Source organism: Lysobacter yangpyeongensis (assembly GCF_042655745.1).
Lineage (GTDB): Bacteria > Pseudomonadota > Gammaproteobacteria > Xanthomonadales > Xanthomonadaceae > Agrilutibacter > Agrilutibacter yangpyeongensis.
Genome location: NZ_JBHSNM010000002.1, coordinates 609,268 through 625,308, shown reverse-complemented (window position 1 = coordinate 625,308; position 16,041 = coordinate 609,268). Strand labels below are relative to the sequence as shown.

At 67.6% G+C, this 16,041-nt stretch carries 15 protein-coding genes; 6 read left to right on the top strand and 9 right to left on the bottom strand.

The features are described 5' to 3' along the window. Window positions 1–235 precede the first annotated feature (235 nt). The 3 genes from ACFPN1_RS09675 to trxA form a co-directional block, all read right to left on the bottom strand. Complete coding sequence (locus ACFPN1_RS09675; protein WP_386754687.1) at window positions 236–1,270, bottom strand: LacI family DNA-binding transcriptional regulator; 1,035 nt, start codon at window positions 1,268–1,270, stop codon at window positions 236–238. A gap of 229 nt (window positions 1,271–1,499) precedes the next feature. Next, window positions 1,500–3,170: a transcription termination factor Rho gene (gene rho, locus ACFPN1_RS09670; protein WP_386754686.1), complete on the bottom strand. Its 1,671-nt coding sequence runs from the start codon at window positions 3,168–3,170 to the stop codon at window positions 1,500–1,502. A gap of 331 nt (window positions 3,171–3,501) precedes the next feature. Beyond that, entirely contained in the window at window positions 3,502–3,828 is a 327-nt protein-coding gene (gene trxA / locus ACFPN1_RS09665) for a thioredoxin (protein WP_386754685.1), read from the bottom strand. Between the two features lie 257 nt (window positions 3,829–4,085). On the opposite strand from trxA, the gene rhlB reads away from it, so the two are divergent. The 5 genes from rhlB to ung all read left to right on the top strand — a co-directional run bounded on the left by rhlB (window position 4,086) and on the right by ung (window position 9,196). Next, window positions 4,086–5,774 (top strand): ATP-dependent RNA helicase RhlB, encoded by a 1,689-nt coding sequence (gene rhlB, locus ACFPN1_RS09660; protein ID WP_386754684.1) that lies wholly within the window; start codon window positions 4,086–4,088, stop codon window positions 5,772–5,774. A gap of 96 nt (window positions 5,775–5,870) precedes the next feature. Then, a complete protein-coding gene (ftsE, locus tag ACFPN1_RS09655) occupies window positions 5,871–6,557 on the top strand; it encodes a cell division ATP-binding protein FtsE (RefSeq protein WP_386754683.1) in 687 nt (228 codons plus the stop codon). Then, window positions 6,554–7,489 (top strand): permease-like cell division protein FtsX, encoded by a 936-nt coding sequence (gene ftsX / locus ACFPN1_RS09650; protein ID WP_386754682.1) that lies wholly within the window; start codon window positions 6,554–6,556, stop codon window positions 7,487–7,489. The genes ftsE and ftsX overlap by 4 nt, the downstream gene beginning before the upstream one ends. A gap of 91 nt (window positions 7,490–7,580) precedes the next feature. Beyond that, complete coding sequence (locus ACFPN1_RS09645; protein ID WP_386754681.1) at window positions 7,581–8,423, top strand: response regulator; 843 nt, start codon at window positions 7,581–7,583, stop codon at window positions 8,421–8,423. A gap of 65 nt (window positions 8,424–8,488) precedes the next feature. Then, complete coding sequence (gene ung, locus ACFPN1_RS09640) at window positions 8,489–9,196, top strand: uracil-DNA glycosylase (protein ID WP_386754680.1); 708 nt, start codon at window positions 8,489–8,491, stop codon at window positions 9,194–9,196. An 85-nt stretch (window positions 9,197–9,281) separates the two neighbouring features. Here ung and ACFPN1_RS09635 read toward each other — a convergent pair whose 3' ends face one another. Genes ACFPN1_RS09635 through ACFPN1_RS09625 form a run of 3 tightly spaced genes read right to left on the bottom strand, consistent with a single transcriptional unit; the run spans window position 9,282 to window position 11,298 of the window. Next, the gene (locus ACFPN1_RS09635) at window positions 9,282–10,202 is read right to left on the bottom strand and encodes a DUF4097 family beta strand repeat-containing protein (protein WP_386754679.1); all 921 of its coding nucleotides are present in this window, start codon (window positions 10,200–10,202) and stop codon (window positions 9,282–9,284) included. A gap of 47 nt (window positions 10,203–10,249) precedes the next feature. After that, a complete protein-coding gene (locus tag ACFPN1_RS09630; RefSeq protein WP_386754678.1) occupies window positions 10,250–10,729 on the bottom strand; it encodes a hypothetical protein in 480 nt (159 codons plus the stop codon). Continuing rightward, window positions 10,726–11,298, bottom strand: a complete 573-nt coding sequence (locus ACFPN1_RS09625) for an RNA polymerase sigma factor (protein ID WP_386754862.1) — start codon at window positions 11,296–11,298, stop codon at window positions 10,726–10,728. Before ACFPN1_RS09625 ends, ACFPN1_RS09630 begins: the two co-directional genes overlap by 4 nt. 552 nt (window positions 11,299–11,850) lie before the next feature. Here ACFPN1_RS09625 and rpoH point away from each other — a divergent pair. After that, window positions 11,851–12,741: an RNA polymerase sigma factor RpoH gene (gene rpoH, locus ACFPN1_RS09620; protein ID WP_386754677.1), complete on the top strand. Its 891-nt coding sequence runs from the start codon at window positions 11,851–11,853 to the stop codon at window positions 12,739–12,741. A 72-nt stretch (window positions 12,742–12,813) separates the two neighbouring features. Here the strand turns inward: rpoH and ACFPN1_RS09615 are convergent, their stop codons facing one another. The 3 genes from ACFPN1_RS09615 to ACFPN1_RS09605 form a co-directional block, all read right to left on the bottom strand. After that, on the bottom strand, window positions 12,814–14,694 hold the full coding sequence (locus tag ACFPN1_RS09615) for an XVIPCD domain-containing protein (RefSeq protein ID WP_386754676.1): 1,881 nt from the start codon (window positions 14,692–14,694) through the stop codon (window positions 12,814–12,816). A gap of 205 nt (window positions 14,695–14,899) precedes the next feature. Next, window positions 14,900–15,415: a hypothetical protein gene (locus ACFPN1_RS09610; RefSeq protein ID WP_386754675.1), complete on the bottom strand. Its 516-nt coding sequence runs from the start codon at window positions 15,413–15,415 to the stop codon at window positions 14,900–14,902. Window positions 15,416–15,424: 9 nt separating this feature from the next. Beyond that, window positions 15,425–15,973 (bottom strand): hypothetical protein, encoded by a 549-nt coding sequence (locus tag ACFPN1_RS09605; protein WP_386754673.1) that lies wholly within the window; start codon window positions 15,971–15,973, stop codon window positions 15,425–15,427. Between the last annotated feature and the right edge of the window lie 68 nt (window positions 15,974–16,041).

Sequence of the window (16,041 nt, the reverse complement as noted above, 5' to 3'; positions counted from 1 at the left end):
TTGCCTTCTGACGGCAAGGCCACAGCCAAGGCAAGATCAAAATGGATCCCCGCTGGCGCTGGGATGACGACTTCCGGAGTCTGGCGCGACATTGTGCTGTTGCCGTTGTTCTTTCGCGACAAGCTAAGAAGCTACTTCGTAAGCTCGCGCGAGCTGACCCACGCCCAAAATGGATCCCAGCTTGCGCTGGATGACGAATCAGGGGTTGGCCGTTTTCAGCGAGCGGATGCGGCGCCTATGCAGCGCTGCTCGACCGCCGCACCACCAGCGTCGGCGGCAGCATCACGCTGTCGGCGGGTTCGCCGCGGACCTGCTTCAGCAGGGTCTCCACCAGCAGTTCGCCCGCTCGCGTCGTGTCCTGGATGACCGAAGTCAGCGGCGGACTGGCGAAGCGCGCCATCGGGATGTCGTCGAAACCGACCACGGCCACGTCCCAGGGCACGTGGCGGCCGTGTTCGTTGAGCGCGCGCATCGCGCCGATGGCGATGAGGTCGCTCGCGGCGAAGACCGCATCGAAGGGCCGGCCGCGTTCCATCAGCGCGATCGCCGCGGCGTGGCCGGCCTCTTCCGAACTTTCCGCATCCACCTGCAGGTCGGCATGCATCGACGCGCCCGCCTTCTGCAACGCGGCGTCGCACCCGCGGTAGCGGTCGAAGAATTCCGGCGAATGGTTCGACGCGTTGCCGAGGAACGCCACGCGCTTGCGCCCCATTTCGATCAGGTGCTCGCCGACCAGCTGGCCGCCGCGGAAGTTGTCGCAGCCGATCGAGATGCCCGGCTGGTCCGGCAGCACCGGCCCCCAGCGCACGCAGTGCGTGCCCTGTTCGACCAGCTGCTCGAGCTTGCTGCGGTAGGTCATGTAGTCGCCGTAGCCGAGCAGGATCAGGCCGTCGGCCTTCATGCTGTCCTCGTAATCGGCGTGCCAGTCGTCGGACAGCTGCTGGAACGACACCAGCAGGTCGTGCCGGTTGCGCGCGCAGGCGCGCGTGATCGAACCGAGCATCGACAGGAAGAACGGGTTGATGTGCGACTCGTCCGGGGTCGGGTCTTCGAACAGCAGCAGCGCCAGCGTGCCCGAACGCTGCGTGCGCAGGCTCGAGGCGCGGTGGTCGACCTTGTAGTTGAGCGCACGCACCGCTTCCATCACGCGCTCGCGCGTTTCCGGGTTCACCAGCGGACTGCCGCGCAGCACGCGCGACACGGTCGCCTGCGAGACGCCGGCGCGATGGGCGATGTCGACGGAAGTGGCGCGGGTCTTCTTGTTGCGCATGCGGGCGGAACGGTGGCGGACCGCCGGAGTGTAGTCGGAAAGGAACGCGGGGCGCTCGCCCTTCTCCCCGCGGTGGCGGGGAGAAGGTGCCCGCAGGGCGGATGAGGGGCGCTTCTTCTGCGCCGGCCTCAAGCTGCGTCGCGCCGTTCCTCTCCCACCGGCGGGAGAGGAGCGTACAAAGAACGACGCCGGCAAGTGCCGGCGTCGTGCGGTGCAGTCGCGGGAGAACTCAGCGCTTCATCGAACTGAAGAACTCGTCGTTCGACTTGGTGTTCTTCATCTTGTCGAGCAGGAATTCCATCGCGCCGATCTCGTCCATGCCGTGCAGCAGCTTGCGCAGGATCCAGATCTTCTGCAGCAGCTCCGGCTCGATCAGCAGGTCCTCGCGGCGGGTGCCCGAGCGGTTGATGTTGATCGCCGGGTACACGCGCTTCTCGGCGATGCGGCGGTCCAGGTGCACTTCGCTGTTGCCGGTGCCCTTGAACTCTTCGTAGATCACCTCGTCCATCTTCGAACCGGTGTCGATCAGCGCGGTCGCGATGATGGTCAGCGAGCCGCCTTCCTCGACGTTGCGCGCGGCGCCGAAGAAGCGCTTCGGGCGGTGCAGGGCGTTGGCGTCGACGCCGCCGGTCAGGACCTTGCCCGACGACGGCACCACGTTGTTGTAGGCGCGGGCGAGTCGGGTGATCGAGTCGAGCAGGATCACGACGTCCTTCTTGTGCTCGACCAGGCGCTTGGCGCGCTCGATCACCATTTCGGCGACCTGCACGTGGCGCGCGGCGGGTTCGTCGAAGGTCGAGGAGACCACTTCGCCGCGCACGGTGCGCTGCATTTCGGTCACCTCTTCCGGGCGTTCGTCGACCAGCAGGACAATCAGGTGCACGTCCGGGTGGTTGGTGGTGATGGCCGTGGCGACCTGCTGCATCATCATCGTCTTGCCCGCCTTGGGCGGCGAGACGATCAGCGCGCGCTGGCCTTTGCCCTGCGGCGCCATCAGGTCGAGGATGCGGCCGGTGATGTCCTCGGTCGAACCGTCGCCGCGCTCCAGGCGGAAGCGCTTGCGCGGGAACAGCGGGGTGAGGTTCTCGAACAGCGTCTTGTTCTTCGACGCTTCCAGCGGCTCGCCGTTGATCGTGTCGACCACGGCCAGGGCGAAGTAGCGCTCGCCGTCCTTCGGCCAGCGGATGCGGCCGGACAGGTGGTCGCCGGTGCGCAGGTTGAAGCGGCGGATCTGGCTGGGCGAGATGTAGGTGTCGTCCGGGCCGGCCAGGTAGCTGGCCTCGTGCGAGCGCAGGAAGCCGAAGCCATCGGGCAGGATTTCCAGCACGCCGTCGGCGGCGACGCCTTCGCCGTGGCGGGTCAGGACCTTGAGCAGGGCGAAGATGACGTCCTGCTTGCGCGCGCGGGCGACGCCTTCGGTGATCTGCAGCTGGTCGGCGATTTCCAGCAGCTTGGGCGCCGGCATGCGCTTGAGGTCGCCGAGCGAGTAGGTCGGGAAGCCTTCCGGCACCTGCGGGTGCGGACGCGGGACGAAGGGTTCGGCGTTGCCGCCGTCGTCCTGCATGCCGCCGCCTTCGCGGTAGCGCTCGCGCTGGCGTTCGCGACGGTTGCGGAAGCGGTCGCGGCGGTTGCGGCCGCCGCCTTCGAAGTCGCGGCCTTCGCGCTGTTCGCGCGGCTGGCCGTTGTTGCCGTCGCCGCCATTGCCGGCGGGCTGGTCGTTGGCGGGGGCGGCGGAGGCCTCGGCGGCGGGCGGCGGCGGTGCGGCTTCGCGCGGCGGGGCCGGCGCGGCAGCCTGGGGTGCGGGTTCGGCGGCGGCGGGGGCGGCGTCGGCCTTTACGACGCGTGCCTTGCGCACGCGCTTCTCGGCGGTTTCGCCGGAATCGGGGGTGTTATCGGACAAGCAGGGAATCCTCGCTAAGCGGCGAGCGCTCGCGTCGGGCGAGCGGGACGTCAGGGACGTGGGTGTTGAGAAGAGGGGCGCGGCGCCACGGATACGTGCGCCTGCAGGGCGAAACTAGCACCGCGGCTGCATGGCGGCAAGCGGGGCGGGGCCTGGGGTTCATCTTTCCAATCCCTTCTCCCTCCGGGAGAAGGTGGCGCGAAGCGCCGGATGAGGGGCGGGAACCCGGGAACGATCAGCGGGCCGATTTGGTCGGGCGTTTGAAGTTCCCCCGTCGCCGACCCTCACCCCAACCCTCTCCCGGGGGAGAGGGGCAACAGCCGCGGGCGGCTCAAAGCGCCTTGTCGATCATCTGGCTCAGCTGGGCCTTGCCGACGGCGCCGATCTGCTGCGAATGGATCTGGCCGTTCTTGAACAGCAGCAGCATCGGGATCGAGCGCACGTGGTACTTCATCGCGCTGGCGCGGTTGTGGTCGACGTTGACCTTCACGATCCGGGCCTTGCCGGCGTAGGTGTCGGCCAGTTCGTCCAGCGCGGGGGCGATCATCTTGCAGGGGCCGCACCACTCGGCCCAGAAATCGACGAGGACCGGCTCGGACGAGCCCAGCACGACGGCATCGAAATCGGCATCGCCGACATGCATCACTTTGTCGCTCACGCAAATCTCCTGGATCGGGCCCTTCGGGAAGGGCGAGGGCCCCGGCAGGCGGCGGGGCGAAGGGACTGGGTTAAACTGGGGCGTTTCGCGCTGGCTTCAAGGCCCGTTCCGAGGGTACAGCCGCGCCGACATCCCACCGGAAGGTCTGGCTGAACAGCCCACTGGACCAGCAGCCCACCCCAATCCGGCCCCGGCAGTCTGCGATGGCAGGCAGCCACCATGCAAGCGCGCGAGCCGCGCGAGAATGAAACACACTGATGAGTGACAAGCCGTTAACCGATATCACGTTCGATTCGTTCGAGCTCCATCCCAGCCTGCTGGCCGGGCTCGAAGCCGCGGGCTTCACCCGCTGCACGCCGATCCAGGCGCTGACGCTGCCGCTGGCGTTGACCGGGCGTGACGTCGCCGGCCAGGCGCAGACCGGCACCGGCAAGACCCTGGCGTTCCTGGTCGCGGTGATGAACCGCCTGCTGACGCGTCCCGCGCTGGCCGAACGCAAGCCGGAGGACCCGCGCGCGCTGATCCTCGCGCCGACCCGCGAACTGGCGATCCAGATCCACAAGGACGCGGTGAAGTTCGGCAGCGACCTGGGCCTGAAGTTCGCCCTCGTCTACGGCGGCGTCGATTACGACAAGCAGCGCGAGCTCCTGCAGAAGGGCGCCGACATCATCATCGCCACGCCCGGCCGCCTGATCGACTACGTCAAGCAGCACAAGGTCGTCTCGCTGCACGCCTGCGAGATGTGCGTGCTCGACGAAGCCGACCGCATGTTCGACCTCGGCTTCATCAAGGACATCCGCTTCCTGCTGCGGCGCATGCCCGAGCGCACCACGCGGCAGACCTTGCTGTTCTCGGCGACGCTGTCGCACCGCGTGCTCGAGCTCGCCTATGAGCACATGAACGAGCCCGAGAAGCTCGTCGTCGAAGCCGAGACCGTCACCGCCGCGCGCGTGCGCCAGAAGGTGTTCTTCCCGGCCGACGAGGAGAAGCTGCCGCTGCTGCTCGGCCTGCTCTCGCGCAGCGAGGGCGCGCGCACGATGGTGTTCGTCAACACCAAGGCGTTCGTCGAACGCGTCGCGCGTTCGCTGGAGAAGGCCGGTTACCGCGTCGGCGTGCTCAGCGGCGACGTGCCGCAGAAGAAGCGCGAATCGCTGCTCAACCGCTTCCAGAAGGGCCAGCTCGAGATCCTGGTCGCCACCGACGTGGCCGCGCGCGGGCTGCACATCGATGGCGTGTCGCACGTCTACAACTACGACCTGCCTTTCGATGCCGAGGACTACGTCCACCGCATCGGCCGTACGGCTCGTCTTGGAGCAGAGGGCGACGCGATCAGTTTCGCCTGCGAGCGCTACGCGATGTCGCTGCCCGACATCGAGGCGTACATCGAACAGAAGCTGCCGGTGGCGCCGGTCGAACCCGAACTGCTGATCGCGCTGCCGCGTACGCCGCGCGAAGTGCCCGCCGGTGGCGATGCCGACGAAGAAGCCGGCGAGAGCATCGGCGCGATCTTCAAGGAAGCGCGCGAGCAGCGCGCCGCCGACGAGGAGCGTCGCGGCGGTGGCCGCAGCCGCGGCGGTCGCGGGGGCAGTGGTCGACGCGAGGGTTCGCGCGATGGGGCCAAGCGCGAAGGCGCTCCGCGTCGCGAGCGCGCGCCGGGCGAGGCCCGTCCGCCGCGTGCCGAACGCCCCGCGCCGGCCGCTCCCGCCGCCGCAGCCGCAGCGCCTGCGATCGAAGGCGAGCGCGCGCCACGCAAGCGCCGCCGCCGTCGTGGCGGCCGCCGCATCGAAGGCGCAGAGGCCGCGATCCAGGGCGTCGGCAATGGCGCACCGGTGAATGTCCAGGCGAAGCCGGCCACGCCGGCGGCTGCGGCCAAGCCGGGACTGCTCGCGCGCATCGGCCACGGCCTGAAGAAGCTGATCACGCGCGCGCCCAGCTCGCAGCACTGAGTGCCAGCGGTCGCGGCGGGACGGGTTCCGTCGCGACTAGCCATCGTCGTTCGCGCCGCCGATACTTGCCGCCAGCCTGTCAGCACTCCGGACCGAATGGCCGTCCTGCGCTTCGACAACGTCAGCAAACGCTACGACAGCGGTCATCACGCCCTGACCGACGTCAGTTTCGAAGTCGCTCCGGGCGAGATGCTGTTCGTCACCGGCCATTCCGGCGCCGGCAAGAGCACCCTGCTCAAGCTCATCCATCTCGGCGAGCGCGCCACGCGCGGCGCGGTGCTGTTCGGCGAGAAGAATCTGGCCCGGGTACGCGGCAGCCGCATCGCCCTGCACCGGCGCGAGGTCGGCGTGGTCTACCAGGATCACCGCCTGCTCACCGATCGCAGCGTCGCCGACAACGTCGGCCTGCCGCTGGTATTGCGCGGCATGCGCCGCGGCGACATCGCCCGGCGCGTGCGCAGCGTGCTGGAGAAGGTGGGACTCGCCGCGCGCGCGAACGCCTTTCCCGGCCAGCTTTCCGCCGGCGAACAGCAGCGGGTCGGCATCGCGCGCGCGATCATCGGCGAACCGAAACTGCTGGTCGCCGACGAGCCCACCGGCAATCTCGATCCGACGCTGTCGGCGGAAATCCTGGCTCTGTTCGCGTCCTTGCCCGAGCGCGGCACCAGCGTGCTGGTCGCCAGCCACGACCTCAACCTGCTCAAGCGCATGAAGAAGCGCGTGCTCGTGCTCAACCAGGGGCGCCTCGTCGACGACATCTCGCCGCAGGATCTGGCCGAATGAACATCGAAGGCGAGCTCCGCCCGCAGTCGCGCCTGGGCATGTGGTTCGACCACCACGTGTACAGCTTCGTCGCCAGCCTCGGCCGCCTGTTGCGCAAGCCGTGGGCGACCGCGCTCACCGTCGGCGTGATGGCGGTGGCGCTGGCGCTGCCGCTCGGGTTGTGGGTCACGTTGCAGAACGTCGCGCGCTTCGCCGGCGATGTGCAGCAGTCGCGCCAGGTCAGCGTGTTCCTCAAGACCGACGTCGTGGCGGCGCGCGCGAAGGCGCTCGCCGGCGAACTGGAATCGCGCCCGGACGTCGCCGCCGTCGAGCTGCGCACGCCCGAGGAGGGGCTGGAAGAGCTGCGTCAGCGCGGGCTCGGCGACTCGCTCGCGGCGCTGGAAGGCAATCCGTTGCCGAGCCTGCTGATCGTCACCGCGCAGGGCGATGAAGCGCCGCTGGCGCAATCGCTGCAGCAGCTGCCCGAGGCCGACGTCGTGCAGCACGATGCCGCGTGGCGCGCGCGGCTCGACCAGTGGCTGCGTTTTGGCCAGCGCCTGGCGTGGGTGCTGGCCGGCCTGCTGGGACTGGGTGCGCTGCTGGTGGTCGGCAACACGGTGCGACTCGACATCCAGTCGCGGCGCGAGGAAATCGGCGTGCTGCAACTGCTGGGCGCGAGCGATGGCTTCATCCGTCGCCCGTTCCTGTATCTGGGCGCGTGTTACGGCGTGCTCGCCGGCGCCATCGCGCTGGCGCTGCTGACCGGCGCCGATCTCGCGCTGCGCGCGCCGCTGGCCGAACTCGCGCGCAGTTACGGAAGCGGTTTCAGGCTGCAGGGTTTCGATCCGCTGCAGGCGGCGGGTATCGTGCTGAGCGCGGGCGTGCTGGGTTGGCTGGGGGCCGGCTTCGTGACCGGTCATTACCTGCGGCAGACCCGTCCGACGGAAACCTGAGCCGAAAAGCCGACGGGCGTCGCAACCCCGGCGGATAAATCCCGAGCGCAGCGCGTACACTCGCGGCTCCCCTGTCGCTCCGATGTTTCCAATGCCATCGCAGGACCTGCGCCACCTCGACAATGCCGCGCCGCGCGTAATGGTGGTCGACGGCAGCAAGCTGGTGCGCAAGATGATCGGCGACGTGCTGGTGCGCGAAATGGCCGATGCCGAACTCGTCGCCTGCGGCAGCATCGACGAGGCGCGCGAAGCGCTCGCGCGGGGCGCGGTCAACCTGGTCACCACCTCGCTGGTGCTGCCCGATGGCGACGGCATCACTCTGGCGCGTACCGTGCGCGAGGCGTCGGGACAGGCCTACGTGCCGATCATCGTCGTGTCCGGCAACGCGCAGGATGCGCTGGAAGCGCGCCGCTTCACCGAAGACGTGACCGACTACTTCGACAAGGGCCTGGGTTACAGCGCGCTCGCCGCCTTCATCCGCGGCTACGTGCAGCCCGAGCCGATCCCCGGCGCGCGCGTGCTGTACGTGGAAGACAGCAAGGTCGTCGCATTGGCGACCAAGCGCATGCTCGAACGCAACGGTCTCACCGTGGTCCATTTCGTCGGTGTCGAGGAAGCGCTCGAGTACCTGGAGCAGCACCGCGGCAGCGGCGATCCCGGCGCGGACCTGGTGCTCACCGACGTGTACCTCAAGGGCGAGCTGGAAGGCAGCGACCTGCTAAAGCGCATCCGCAACGACTTCGGCTACGGCAAGCGCCGCCTGCCGGTACTGGTGATGACCGGCGACGCCAATCCGGACAACCAGAGCGAGCTGCTGCGCATGGGCGCGAACGACCTGGTGCTCAAGCCGATCGAGGAACGCCTGCTGGTGACCAAGACGCTGTTCCAGCTGCGCGTGGCGAAACTGCCGGAACAGCGCGCGCTGGACGCGTAGCGAATCTTCCTCGCGTCCGACGTCGGTCACTCCGACAGGGGAGTCATGGCGGCTATGCTTCGCGCATGAACGAAGCCGTCGACCGCATCAAGCTCGAACCTTCCTGGAAGTCGCGCATCGGCGACTATCTGCAACGCGACGACATGCGGCAGTTGTCCGCGTTCCTGCGCGAACGCAAGGCGCAGGGCGCGCGCATCTTTCCGCCGGGGCCGCAGATCTTCTCCGCGCTCGAGGCGACGCCGTTCGATCGGGTGAAGGTGGTGATCCTCGGCCAGGATCCGTATCACGGCTTCGGCCAGGCGCACGGCCTGTGCTTTTCGGTGCAGCCGGGCACCGCCGTGCCACCGTCGCTGGAGAACGTCTACAAGGAAATCCAGCGCGACCTCGGCATCGCGCGGCCCGACCACGGTTGCCTGACGCATTGGGCCGAACAGGGCGTGCTGCTGCTCAACGCGGTGCTGACCGTGGAAGAGGGACGCGCCGGTGCCCACCAGGGCAAGGGTTGGGAAGGCTTCACCGACTGCATCGTCGAGCGGCTCAACCGTGAGCGCGAGCACCTCGTGTTCATGCTCTGGGGCAGCTACGCGCAGGCCAAGGGCAAGGTGATCGATCCGCGCCGGCATCTGGTGCTCAAGGCGCCGCATCCCTCGCCGCTGTCGGCGCATCGCGGCTTCATCGGTTGCGGCCATTTCTCCGCGGCCAACGCCTACCTCGCCCGCCACGGGATGGCGCCGATCGACTGGTCGCTGCCGCCGCGCGCTGCGCTCGCCTGATCGCGAAGACGAAAGTGCCGGCGGTGCCGGCACTTTCATGGTTCCCGGTATCCGCTCGCTTTCGCGATGCGGCCTCGAAGCGACTTCAGTCCAGCTCCAGGCGCGCGTCGCCGGAGAACGACTTGAAGGTGATCTCGCCGTCGCCGTTGCCGTAGCGGTGCTCGAAGCTGGAACCCGGGCCGTGCCGCGGTCGGGTGATCTGCGTATCGGGTGCCTGCAGATCGCCGCTGAAACTTTCGCCATGCACCTGCGCCGACAGGTTCGACGGCATGCGCAGGGTCAGGTTGCCGCTGACGCTATCCAGGCTGATGCGGCCGCCCGGTTCCAGCGCGGTGCTGACGCCCAGATCGCCCGACACCGTGTTGCCGGTGAGCTTGCGCAACGCGCTCTGGTGGCCGGCGACGTCGATGTCGCCCGACACGGTTTCCACGTGCACTTCGCCGCTGAGGCGGCCGCGCAGGTCGATGTCGCCGCTCACGCTTTCGGTGTTGACCTTGGGGCTGTTGAGGATCAGCTTGAGGTCGCCGCTGACGCTGTCGATGGTGGCTTCGCGCGGTGCGCCGACGACGGTGATGTCGCCGCTGACGCTGTCGATCGCCAGCTCGCCCGAGGCGATGCCGCTGACGTCGATGTCGGCGGACACGCCATCGATATCCAGGTCCGCCTGCAGCGGCACCATCAGCCGCAGGTGCGAGGGTTCGCTCTTGTCGCTGCCGGAGAAGAAGCCGAGGCCGCCGGTTTTCGGGTACTTCACCTTCACCAGCAGGTGCTGCGCGTCGCCGGTGATCTCGAGCTTTTCGACGCCCTGGCCGAGGCTGCCTTCGACCTTCACTTCGCGGCGGTCCCAGGCCCGCACCTCGATGCTGCCCTTCAGGTTGTCGACGGTGAGGTGGCCGCGCGCGTCCAGCGGGCGGGTTTCGTTGATCGGCGTGGCGGCCAGTGCGCTGTTGAACAGCGCCGATCCGGCGAGCGCGCCGGCGATGAGCAGGGAAGGGAATCGGGACATGGGATTTCTCCGGACAGCTTCTGGAATTCCTGGGACAGTGATGTGGATCAGGTGTAGGCCATGCGCTGGGCGAGCGCGAGGCGGTGGGCGTAGGTGCGGCGCAATTGTTCCAGCAGCAGGACCGAATCCGGATCGCGCGCGAGCGCGGCGCGGATCGTGGCGGCGTCGCGATCGAGCGCTTCCACGGTCGGCTGCAGCGTCGCCGGGGTCGGCGCCTGCATTTCCTGCAGCGCTGCCTGGTACTGGCGGGTCAGGCCGTCGGCTTCACGCTGCACGAGCGTCGGGGATGCGGGCGCGGCGACCTGCGTGCCGCGGGCGAACCAGCCCGCGACGCCCACCGCCAGCACCAGGCTGGCGGCGAGGGCGAGCGGGCGCAGCCAGCGCCGCGATCGCGGCGCGGTGCGCTGCGCCGGCAGGCGTGCGGCGATGCCGGGCCACAGGTCGTGCGAGGGCGGCGTGTCCTGACGCAGGGCGCGCAGTTGCCAGCGCAAGGCGTCCGGAAAATCGTGATGGTCGGTGGTGTTCATGCGTGTCCCTCCAGCCGCGCGCGCAACAGATGGCGGGCGCGGTGCAATTGCGCTTTCGAGCTGCCGACGGCCATGCCGAGTTCGGCGGCGATTTCCTCGTGCTGCCAGCCTTCCACGTCGTACAGGACCAGCACCGCGCGGGCGCGCGGCGGCAGGCTGGCGATCGCGCGCTCCAGGTCCATCGTCAGCGCGGTCGAATGGCCGGCGGAGTCGGCCGTGCCCAGCGTGTCGAAGGCATCCTCGTCGCCGTCGTCGTGCGGCCGGCTGCGGCGGCTGCGCAGGTCCATCAGGGCGGTGTTGACCGCCAGCCGGTGCAGCCAGGTGGAGAAGGCCGATTCGAAGCGGAAGGCCGGCAGCGCCTGCCAGGCGCGGACGAAGGCGTCCTGGGTCAGATCCTCGGCCCGGGCGCCGTGCCCGCCCACGAGCCGGGCGATCGCCCCGTGGACCCGGCCCACGTGGCGCCGGTACAGGCCCTCGAAGGCGGACACTTCGCCCCGCGCGGCCGCGGCGATCAGCGCGCGTTCGTCGTCGGTGCCCGTTTCGGGCTGGGGGTCGGTTTCGAGGGGCATCACGGCAGTGAGCATAGCCAGACAGATGCGGCGACCACGCGGAGTGTTTAAACGGGTGCGGGGGCGCCCAATCCGGTCAGGGCGCCAGGGGCGCTTCCCGCGAGCAAGCTCCTGGGGTCCAGGGTTCCACCTGTTGAGGTCCGCGGGTCCTTGGCTGGACCTTCTCAGGTTCAGGCTCGGGGCTTTGAGGTCCACCGCTGGACCTCCCCCGGTTGAGGCTCCGGGCCTTGAGGTCCACCGTTGGACCTTGTGAGGTCCAGGTCCCGAGCCCTGAGGTCCATGGCTGGACCTTCCCAGGTCCACGTTCGGCGCCTTGGGGGCCATGGTTGGACCGCCTGGGGTGCATGCTCCGGGCTGTAAGGTCCATGGTTGGACCTGTTGGGGTCCAATCGCGCGCAGGGGCGTCCGACCCGGCCGCCGGCCCATGAACAGGCGTCCGCACGGGGACGGGCGGTTGCCGCTACGGGCGTCCGGACCCGTTCCATCCATGCAACGCTCCGGAACTTCCCCAGTCTTTAGCAGTCCCACACCTCGACTGCTAAGATCCTGCCCATGACCCAGACTGCCTCCACCGCCCTCGTCGCCAACAACCTGCCGATCCCCGCCTTCAACGGGCTGGCCGCGCTCGGCTCGCTGGACGCCTACATCGGCGCGGTGCACCAGATCCCGGTGCTCACCGCCGAAGACGAACAGGCGCTCGCCCGCCGCTACCGCGACCACGACGACCTCGACGCCGCCCGCGAACTGGTGCACTCGCACCTGCGCTTCGTCGTCCACGTCGCCCGCGGCTACAACGGCTACGGCCTGCAGATGGGCGACCTGATCCAGGAAGGCAACATCGGCCTGATGAAGGCGGTCAAGCGCTTCGATCCCGACCAGGGCGTGCGCCTGGTGTCCTTCGCGGTGCACTGGATCCGCGCCGAGATGCACGAGTTCATCCTCAAGAACTGGCGCATCGTGAAGGTCGCCACGACCAAGGCGCAGCGCAAGCTGTTCTTCAACCTGCGCAAGTCCAAGACCCGCCTGGGCTGGATGAACGCCGAGGAAGTGCGCGCCGTGGCCGCCGACCTCAACGTGTCCGAGCGCGAAGTGTTGGAAATGGAATCGCGCCTGTCCGGTCGCGACATCGGCTTCGATGCGCCCGCCGACGAGGACGACGAACACGCGCCGCCGTCGCCGGCCGCCTACCTGCGCGCCGACGCCGAGGATCCCGCGCAGGCCTACGAACGCGCCGATGGCGAGGACAACCAGCTCGAGCTGCTGCGCGAAGGCCTGGCCAACCTCGATGCCCGTTCGCGCGACATCATCAAGCGTCGCTGGCTCGATGCCGACAGCAAGATCACGCTGCAGGAGCTGGCCGACGAATACGGCGTCAGCGCCGAACGCATCCGCCAGATCGAAGCGAACGCGCTGAAGAAGATGAAGGCGCTGTTCGCGGCGTAAGGCAACCACGACGCGGAAGCGTTGAAGACGAAACGGCCCGGAAAATTCCGGGCCGTTCGTTTTTGCGGACGGTCAGTGGGCCTGGACCGCCTGCGGCTTGGGCGCCTGCGCGTGCAGGCGTTGTTCTTCCTGCTGCTGCAGTTGCACGTTGATCGCGACCTGGCGCGCCTGCTCGCTGCTTTCGGCCAGCGATTGCGACGAAGCCTGCTGCGTGCCGATCGCGTCGGTGGTGCGGTTGAGCGCCGGTTCGTCGCGCAGCGGGTTGACCTGGACCGCGCGCGCGAGGCTGCCCTGGGTGTTCAGCTCGACCCGGTCGATCCGATCGATCCGCTCGCGCAGCACTTCGACCGTCAGCGCACCCGCCAGCTGCTCGCTATGTGGCCCGGGCTTGATGCCGCGTTGCGCTTCGGCCGCGTGGACCTTTTCCAGCACCTGCTGATAGCGCGCGTGGTACGGATGCTCCGGATGCGTCAACAGTTGCTGGTCCGCCTGCCTGAGCAGTGCCTGCGTCTTCGGCCCGGCCACACCCAACCCCTGGAGCCCGTGCTCGCGCTGGAACGCCTGCAGTGCATGCCGAGTCCGGTCGCCGAAGTCGCCGTCGGCGACCAGGGGTCTGTGGTCGGCATCGCGGTAGCCCAGTCTCCGCAGGGTTTCCTGCAGGCGGGTGACTTCCTTGCTCTTGTCGCCGTGCTGCAGAACGGCGTCGTCGCCGGCACCGCGCCGGGCCTGCGGGGCCGGTGAGGCGGCCATATGGGGCGATTGCGAGCGCCCTTCGCTGTGGATCAGGTCGCGCGCCTTGGCCAGCGGATCGGTCGCATACAGTTCCACGCCACGACTCTGCTTGGATTGCAGGTAGCGATCGAGCGGAATCATTTCCACCCCTTCGCCACCACGCGACTGGCTGATCATCAGGTTCCCGGAGTTCGGATCGCGGACGACCATGGTGATGTGGTCGATGCCCTTGTATCGGCCGGCAGGTTCCCAGCTTTGCTTGCCATTGTTCTCGCCGATGATCATGCCCTCCGCGAGCATGTCGGCCGTGAGCGGCGACCTGTGCAGGATCCCCGTCCGCTCGACCGTCTGCCGGATCATCTGATCGGATGTCGTCGTGGTGAACAGATCGCGGTTGTTGAAGACAGTACGCCCGGCTTCTCTGTTCACCTCGGACATGGAGGCGTTCTGCAGTTCCTTGACCCAGCCTGCGCAGTCGATCCTGCCGTTGGCCAGGTTCTTTGCGCCAAGACCGTACCTTACATGGTCGTATCGGATTCCCAGATCGTACGCAGCATTGAGGGTGATGCCAGCTACGGCCGCTTCCTGATTGGCAGGCGGGCTCTGGTGCTGAGTCTGCACGTGATCGGCGGTTGCAACACTGCGCCAGGCATCGTTGGGTGCGACACCGCGGTCGATGAGCGTCCGATACTGAGTGCGCATCGCGTTCAGCGCGGTCGCTGATTCTTCGAGCGTGATGCTGCCGTGGTTGGCGCCACCGTAGTGGCTTCGCCCTTCCTTGCTTGGATCACCGAAGCTCGCCCATTCGCAAGCGAGTGCGTATTGGGCGTTGTGGAGGGTCGCGTCGGGCTTGCCCACGATGTAATCGTGGATGGCCGGGCGCTTGGTGACTATCAGGTACTCGGAAAAGATCCGGTCCTGGACCTGTGGAGTGAACCGCTCACCGGGTTGCAACCCCAGGCGCGCCACGGCGTCATCCATCGTCTGGGGAATGATCTGGTACTTGCCGACGGCGAATAACCTGTCGGGGTCGCGGCGAGAAGCGTGTTGCAGTTCCTGGAGCTGCCCAACGGTAAGTTGGGAAAAATCGATGGGACGGTCGGCCGGGCGTATGCGCTGATTCCCTTCCGAATCGACATATGTGCCCCGGTTGTAGGCGTTGTAGGCGGCTGCGCCGGATTCTCCTCTCCGGATAAGGTCGAGTAGTGGATTCCCGCTCATTGAGTAACTTCCTGTCTGGTCAAGATGGATGAATGGATTGCCTGAAGAAACTTCGTCCTGAATCTTCCTCAGCCATCGCAAGCGGATTCGCTTGCCATGAACCGGACACTTGCCAGATCCGGTTCATCCTGGCGCTTCATGCGCCTTGCCGCTGTCGCGGCATTCCTGCTGCCGAGCCGTGAGTCGCCTGCGCGCGGCGAATACGTCACTTCTCCTGGATGACCTCCCAATCCAGGACCTGAAGACCTGAGTCCTCCCCGCTTACATTCCAATCCTTGAGCTCGCCCAACCCGGTGACTTCCAGGCGCAAGCCGGACCCGTTGCGGAATATGGAGAGACTCCTGGCATCGCCGCTGTAGGCGCTCAGCTCTGGAATCTCGTCGCAGGCCCGGCATGACATCAGGCTCGCGTCGCCAGCACACAGCGCGACGTGATCGGCACCTGCCACGTTAGCCTTGCACATCGGGTCGACGGCTGGCGTCCACCCGAGCGCGATGGCTTCGCTCCGGAAGTCGGCGTACGCCATACCCTTCTTGGCCACGCGCGCCAGCGCAGCGGTGGCGGAGGGGCTCATATCCTTGGACGAAGTGCTTTCCATCGCGGGCGCGTTCTCAGTGGGGTGGGGCTGTGAGCCGACATGCTCCATTGAGTTCGAGGAGGAAGCGCTGCAAGCAGTCAGCCAGAAGGCCAGAACCGGCACGACAATCTTCAGGGTGCGCATATGCAGTCCTCAGTCCGCGGCGTGGAGAAAGGCCGACCAGCGCTGCAGCCACTGTGTTCGTTGGGCAGCGTCGATGTTGGTGGGACTGCAGGCGCGCACGTTCTCCAGACCGCTGACAGCGCTGCATGTCCAGTCGGCACCGAGCTCTTGCGCAGGATCGAGCACGACGGCGCTGACAATGCGCTGGCCCAGTATCCCCAGCATCAGGTCGGGCCAGGGAGAGGGGTCGTTCGCATCGGAATCTTCGGCGTAGTGCTGGCAGATCTGATCGAACGGCAAGGCGTCGTCCTTGCTGCACGCGTCGCTGAAGTTGCTTTTCAGATACGACGCTACGCCGGGATCGTCTACGTTCAAGCCAGTACGCGTGAGGCCGGCCAATTGCGAGACAAGATCGTTGCCGTTTCGGGGATTGGAAGCGGCGGGATCTGCCGGAGCGACTGCGGGCGCCTGGGAAGCTGGCGGCGTTGTATCGGTGCGTGCAATGCCTTCAGCCGGTGCTGGTTGGCAGGCCGCCAACAGGGTGAGCGCACAGCAGGCCCATGCGTGCCGGTATGACATCGGTCCTCCTTGAACGATTTTGTTGTAGCCCTTGTTGGGCCCGGCCATTTAGGCATGAAAGGCAGGAG

Excerpts from the sequence above, each read along its gene's own strand:
- ACFPN1_RS09675 (WP_386754687.1), bottom strand. The coding sequence starts at position 1,270 with ATGCGCAACAAGAAGACCCGCGCCACTTCCGTCGACATCGCCCATCGC.
- rhlB (WP_386754684.1), top strand. The coding sequence starts at position 4,086 with ATGAGTGACAAGCCGTTAACCGATATCACGTTCGATTCGTTCGAGCTC.
- ftsE (WP_386754683.1), top strand. The coding sequence starts at position 5,871 with ATGGCCGTCCTGCGCTTCGACAACGTCAGCAAACGCTACGACAGCGGT.
- ftsX (WP_386754682.1), top strand. The coding sequence starts at position 6,554 with ATGAACATCGAAGGCGAGCTCCGCCCGCAGTCGCGCCTGGGCATGTGG.
- ACFPN1_RS09645 (WP_386754681.1), top strand. The coding sequence starts at position 7,581 with ATGCCATCGCAGGACCTGCGCCACCTCGACAATGCCGCGCCGCGCGTA.
- ung (WP_386754680.1), top strand. The coding sequence starts at position 8,489 with ATGAACGAAGCCGTCGACCGCATCAAGCTCGAACCTTCCTGGAAGTCG.
- ACFPN1_RS09635 (WP_386754679.1), bottom strand. The coding sequence starts at position 10,202 with ATGTCCCGATTCCCTTCCCTGCTCATCGCCGGCGCGCTCGCCGGATCG.
- ACFPN1_RS09630 (WP_386754678.1), bottom strand. The coding sequence starts at position 10,729 with ATGAACACCACCGACCATCACGATTTTCCGGACGCCTTGCGCTGGCAA.
- ACFPN1_RS09625 (WP_386754862.1), bottom strand. The coding sequence starts at position 11,298 with ATGCCCCTCGAAACCGACCCCCAGCCCGAAACGGGCACCGACGACGAA.
- rpoH (WP_386754677.1), top strand. The coding sequence starts at position 11,851 with ATGACCCAGACTGCCTCCACCGCCCTCGTCGCCAACAACCTGCCGATC.
- ACFPN1_RS09615 (WP_386754676.1), bottom strand. The coding sequence starts at position 14,694 with ATGAGCGGGAATCCACTACTCGACCTTATCCGGAGAGGAGAATCCGGC.
- ACFPN1_RS09610 (WP_386754675.1), bottom strand. The coding sequence starts at position 15,415 with ATGCGCACCCTGAAGATTGTCGTGCCGGTTCTGGCCTTCTGGCTGACT.
- ACFPN1_RS09605 (WP_386754673.1), bottom strand. The coding sequence starts at position 15,973 with ATGTCATACCGGCACGCATGGGCCTGCTGTGCGCTCACCCTGTTGGCG.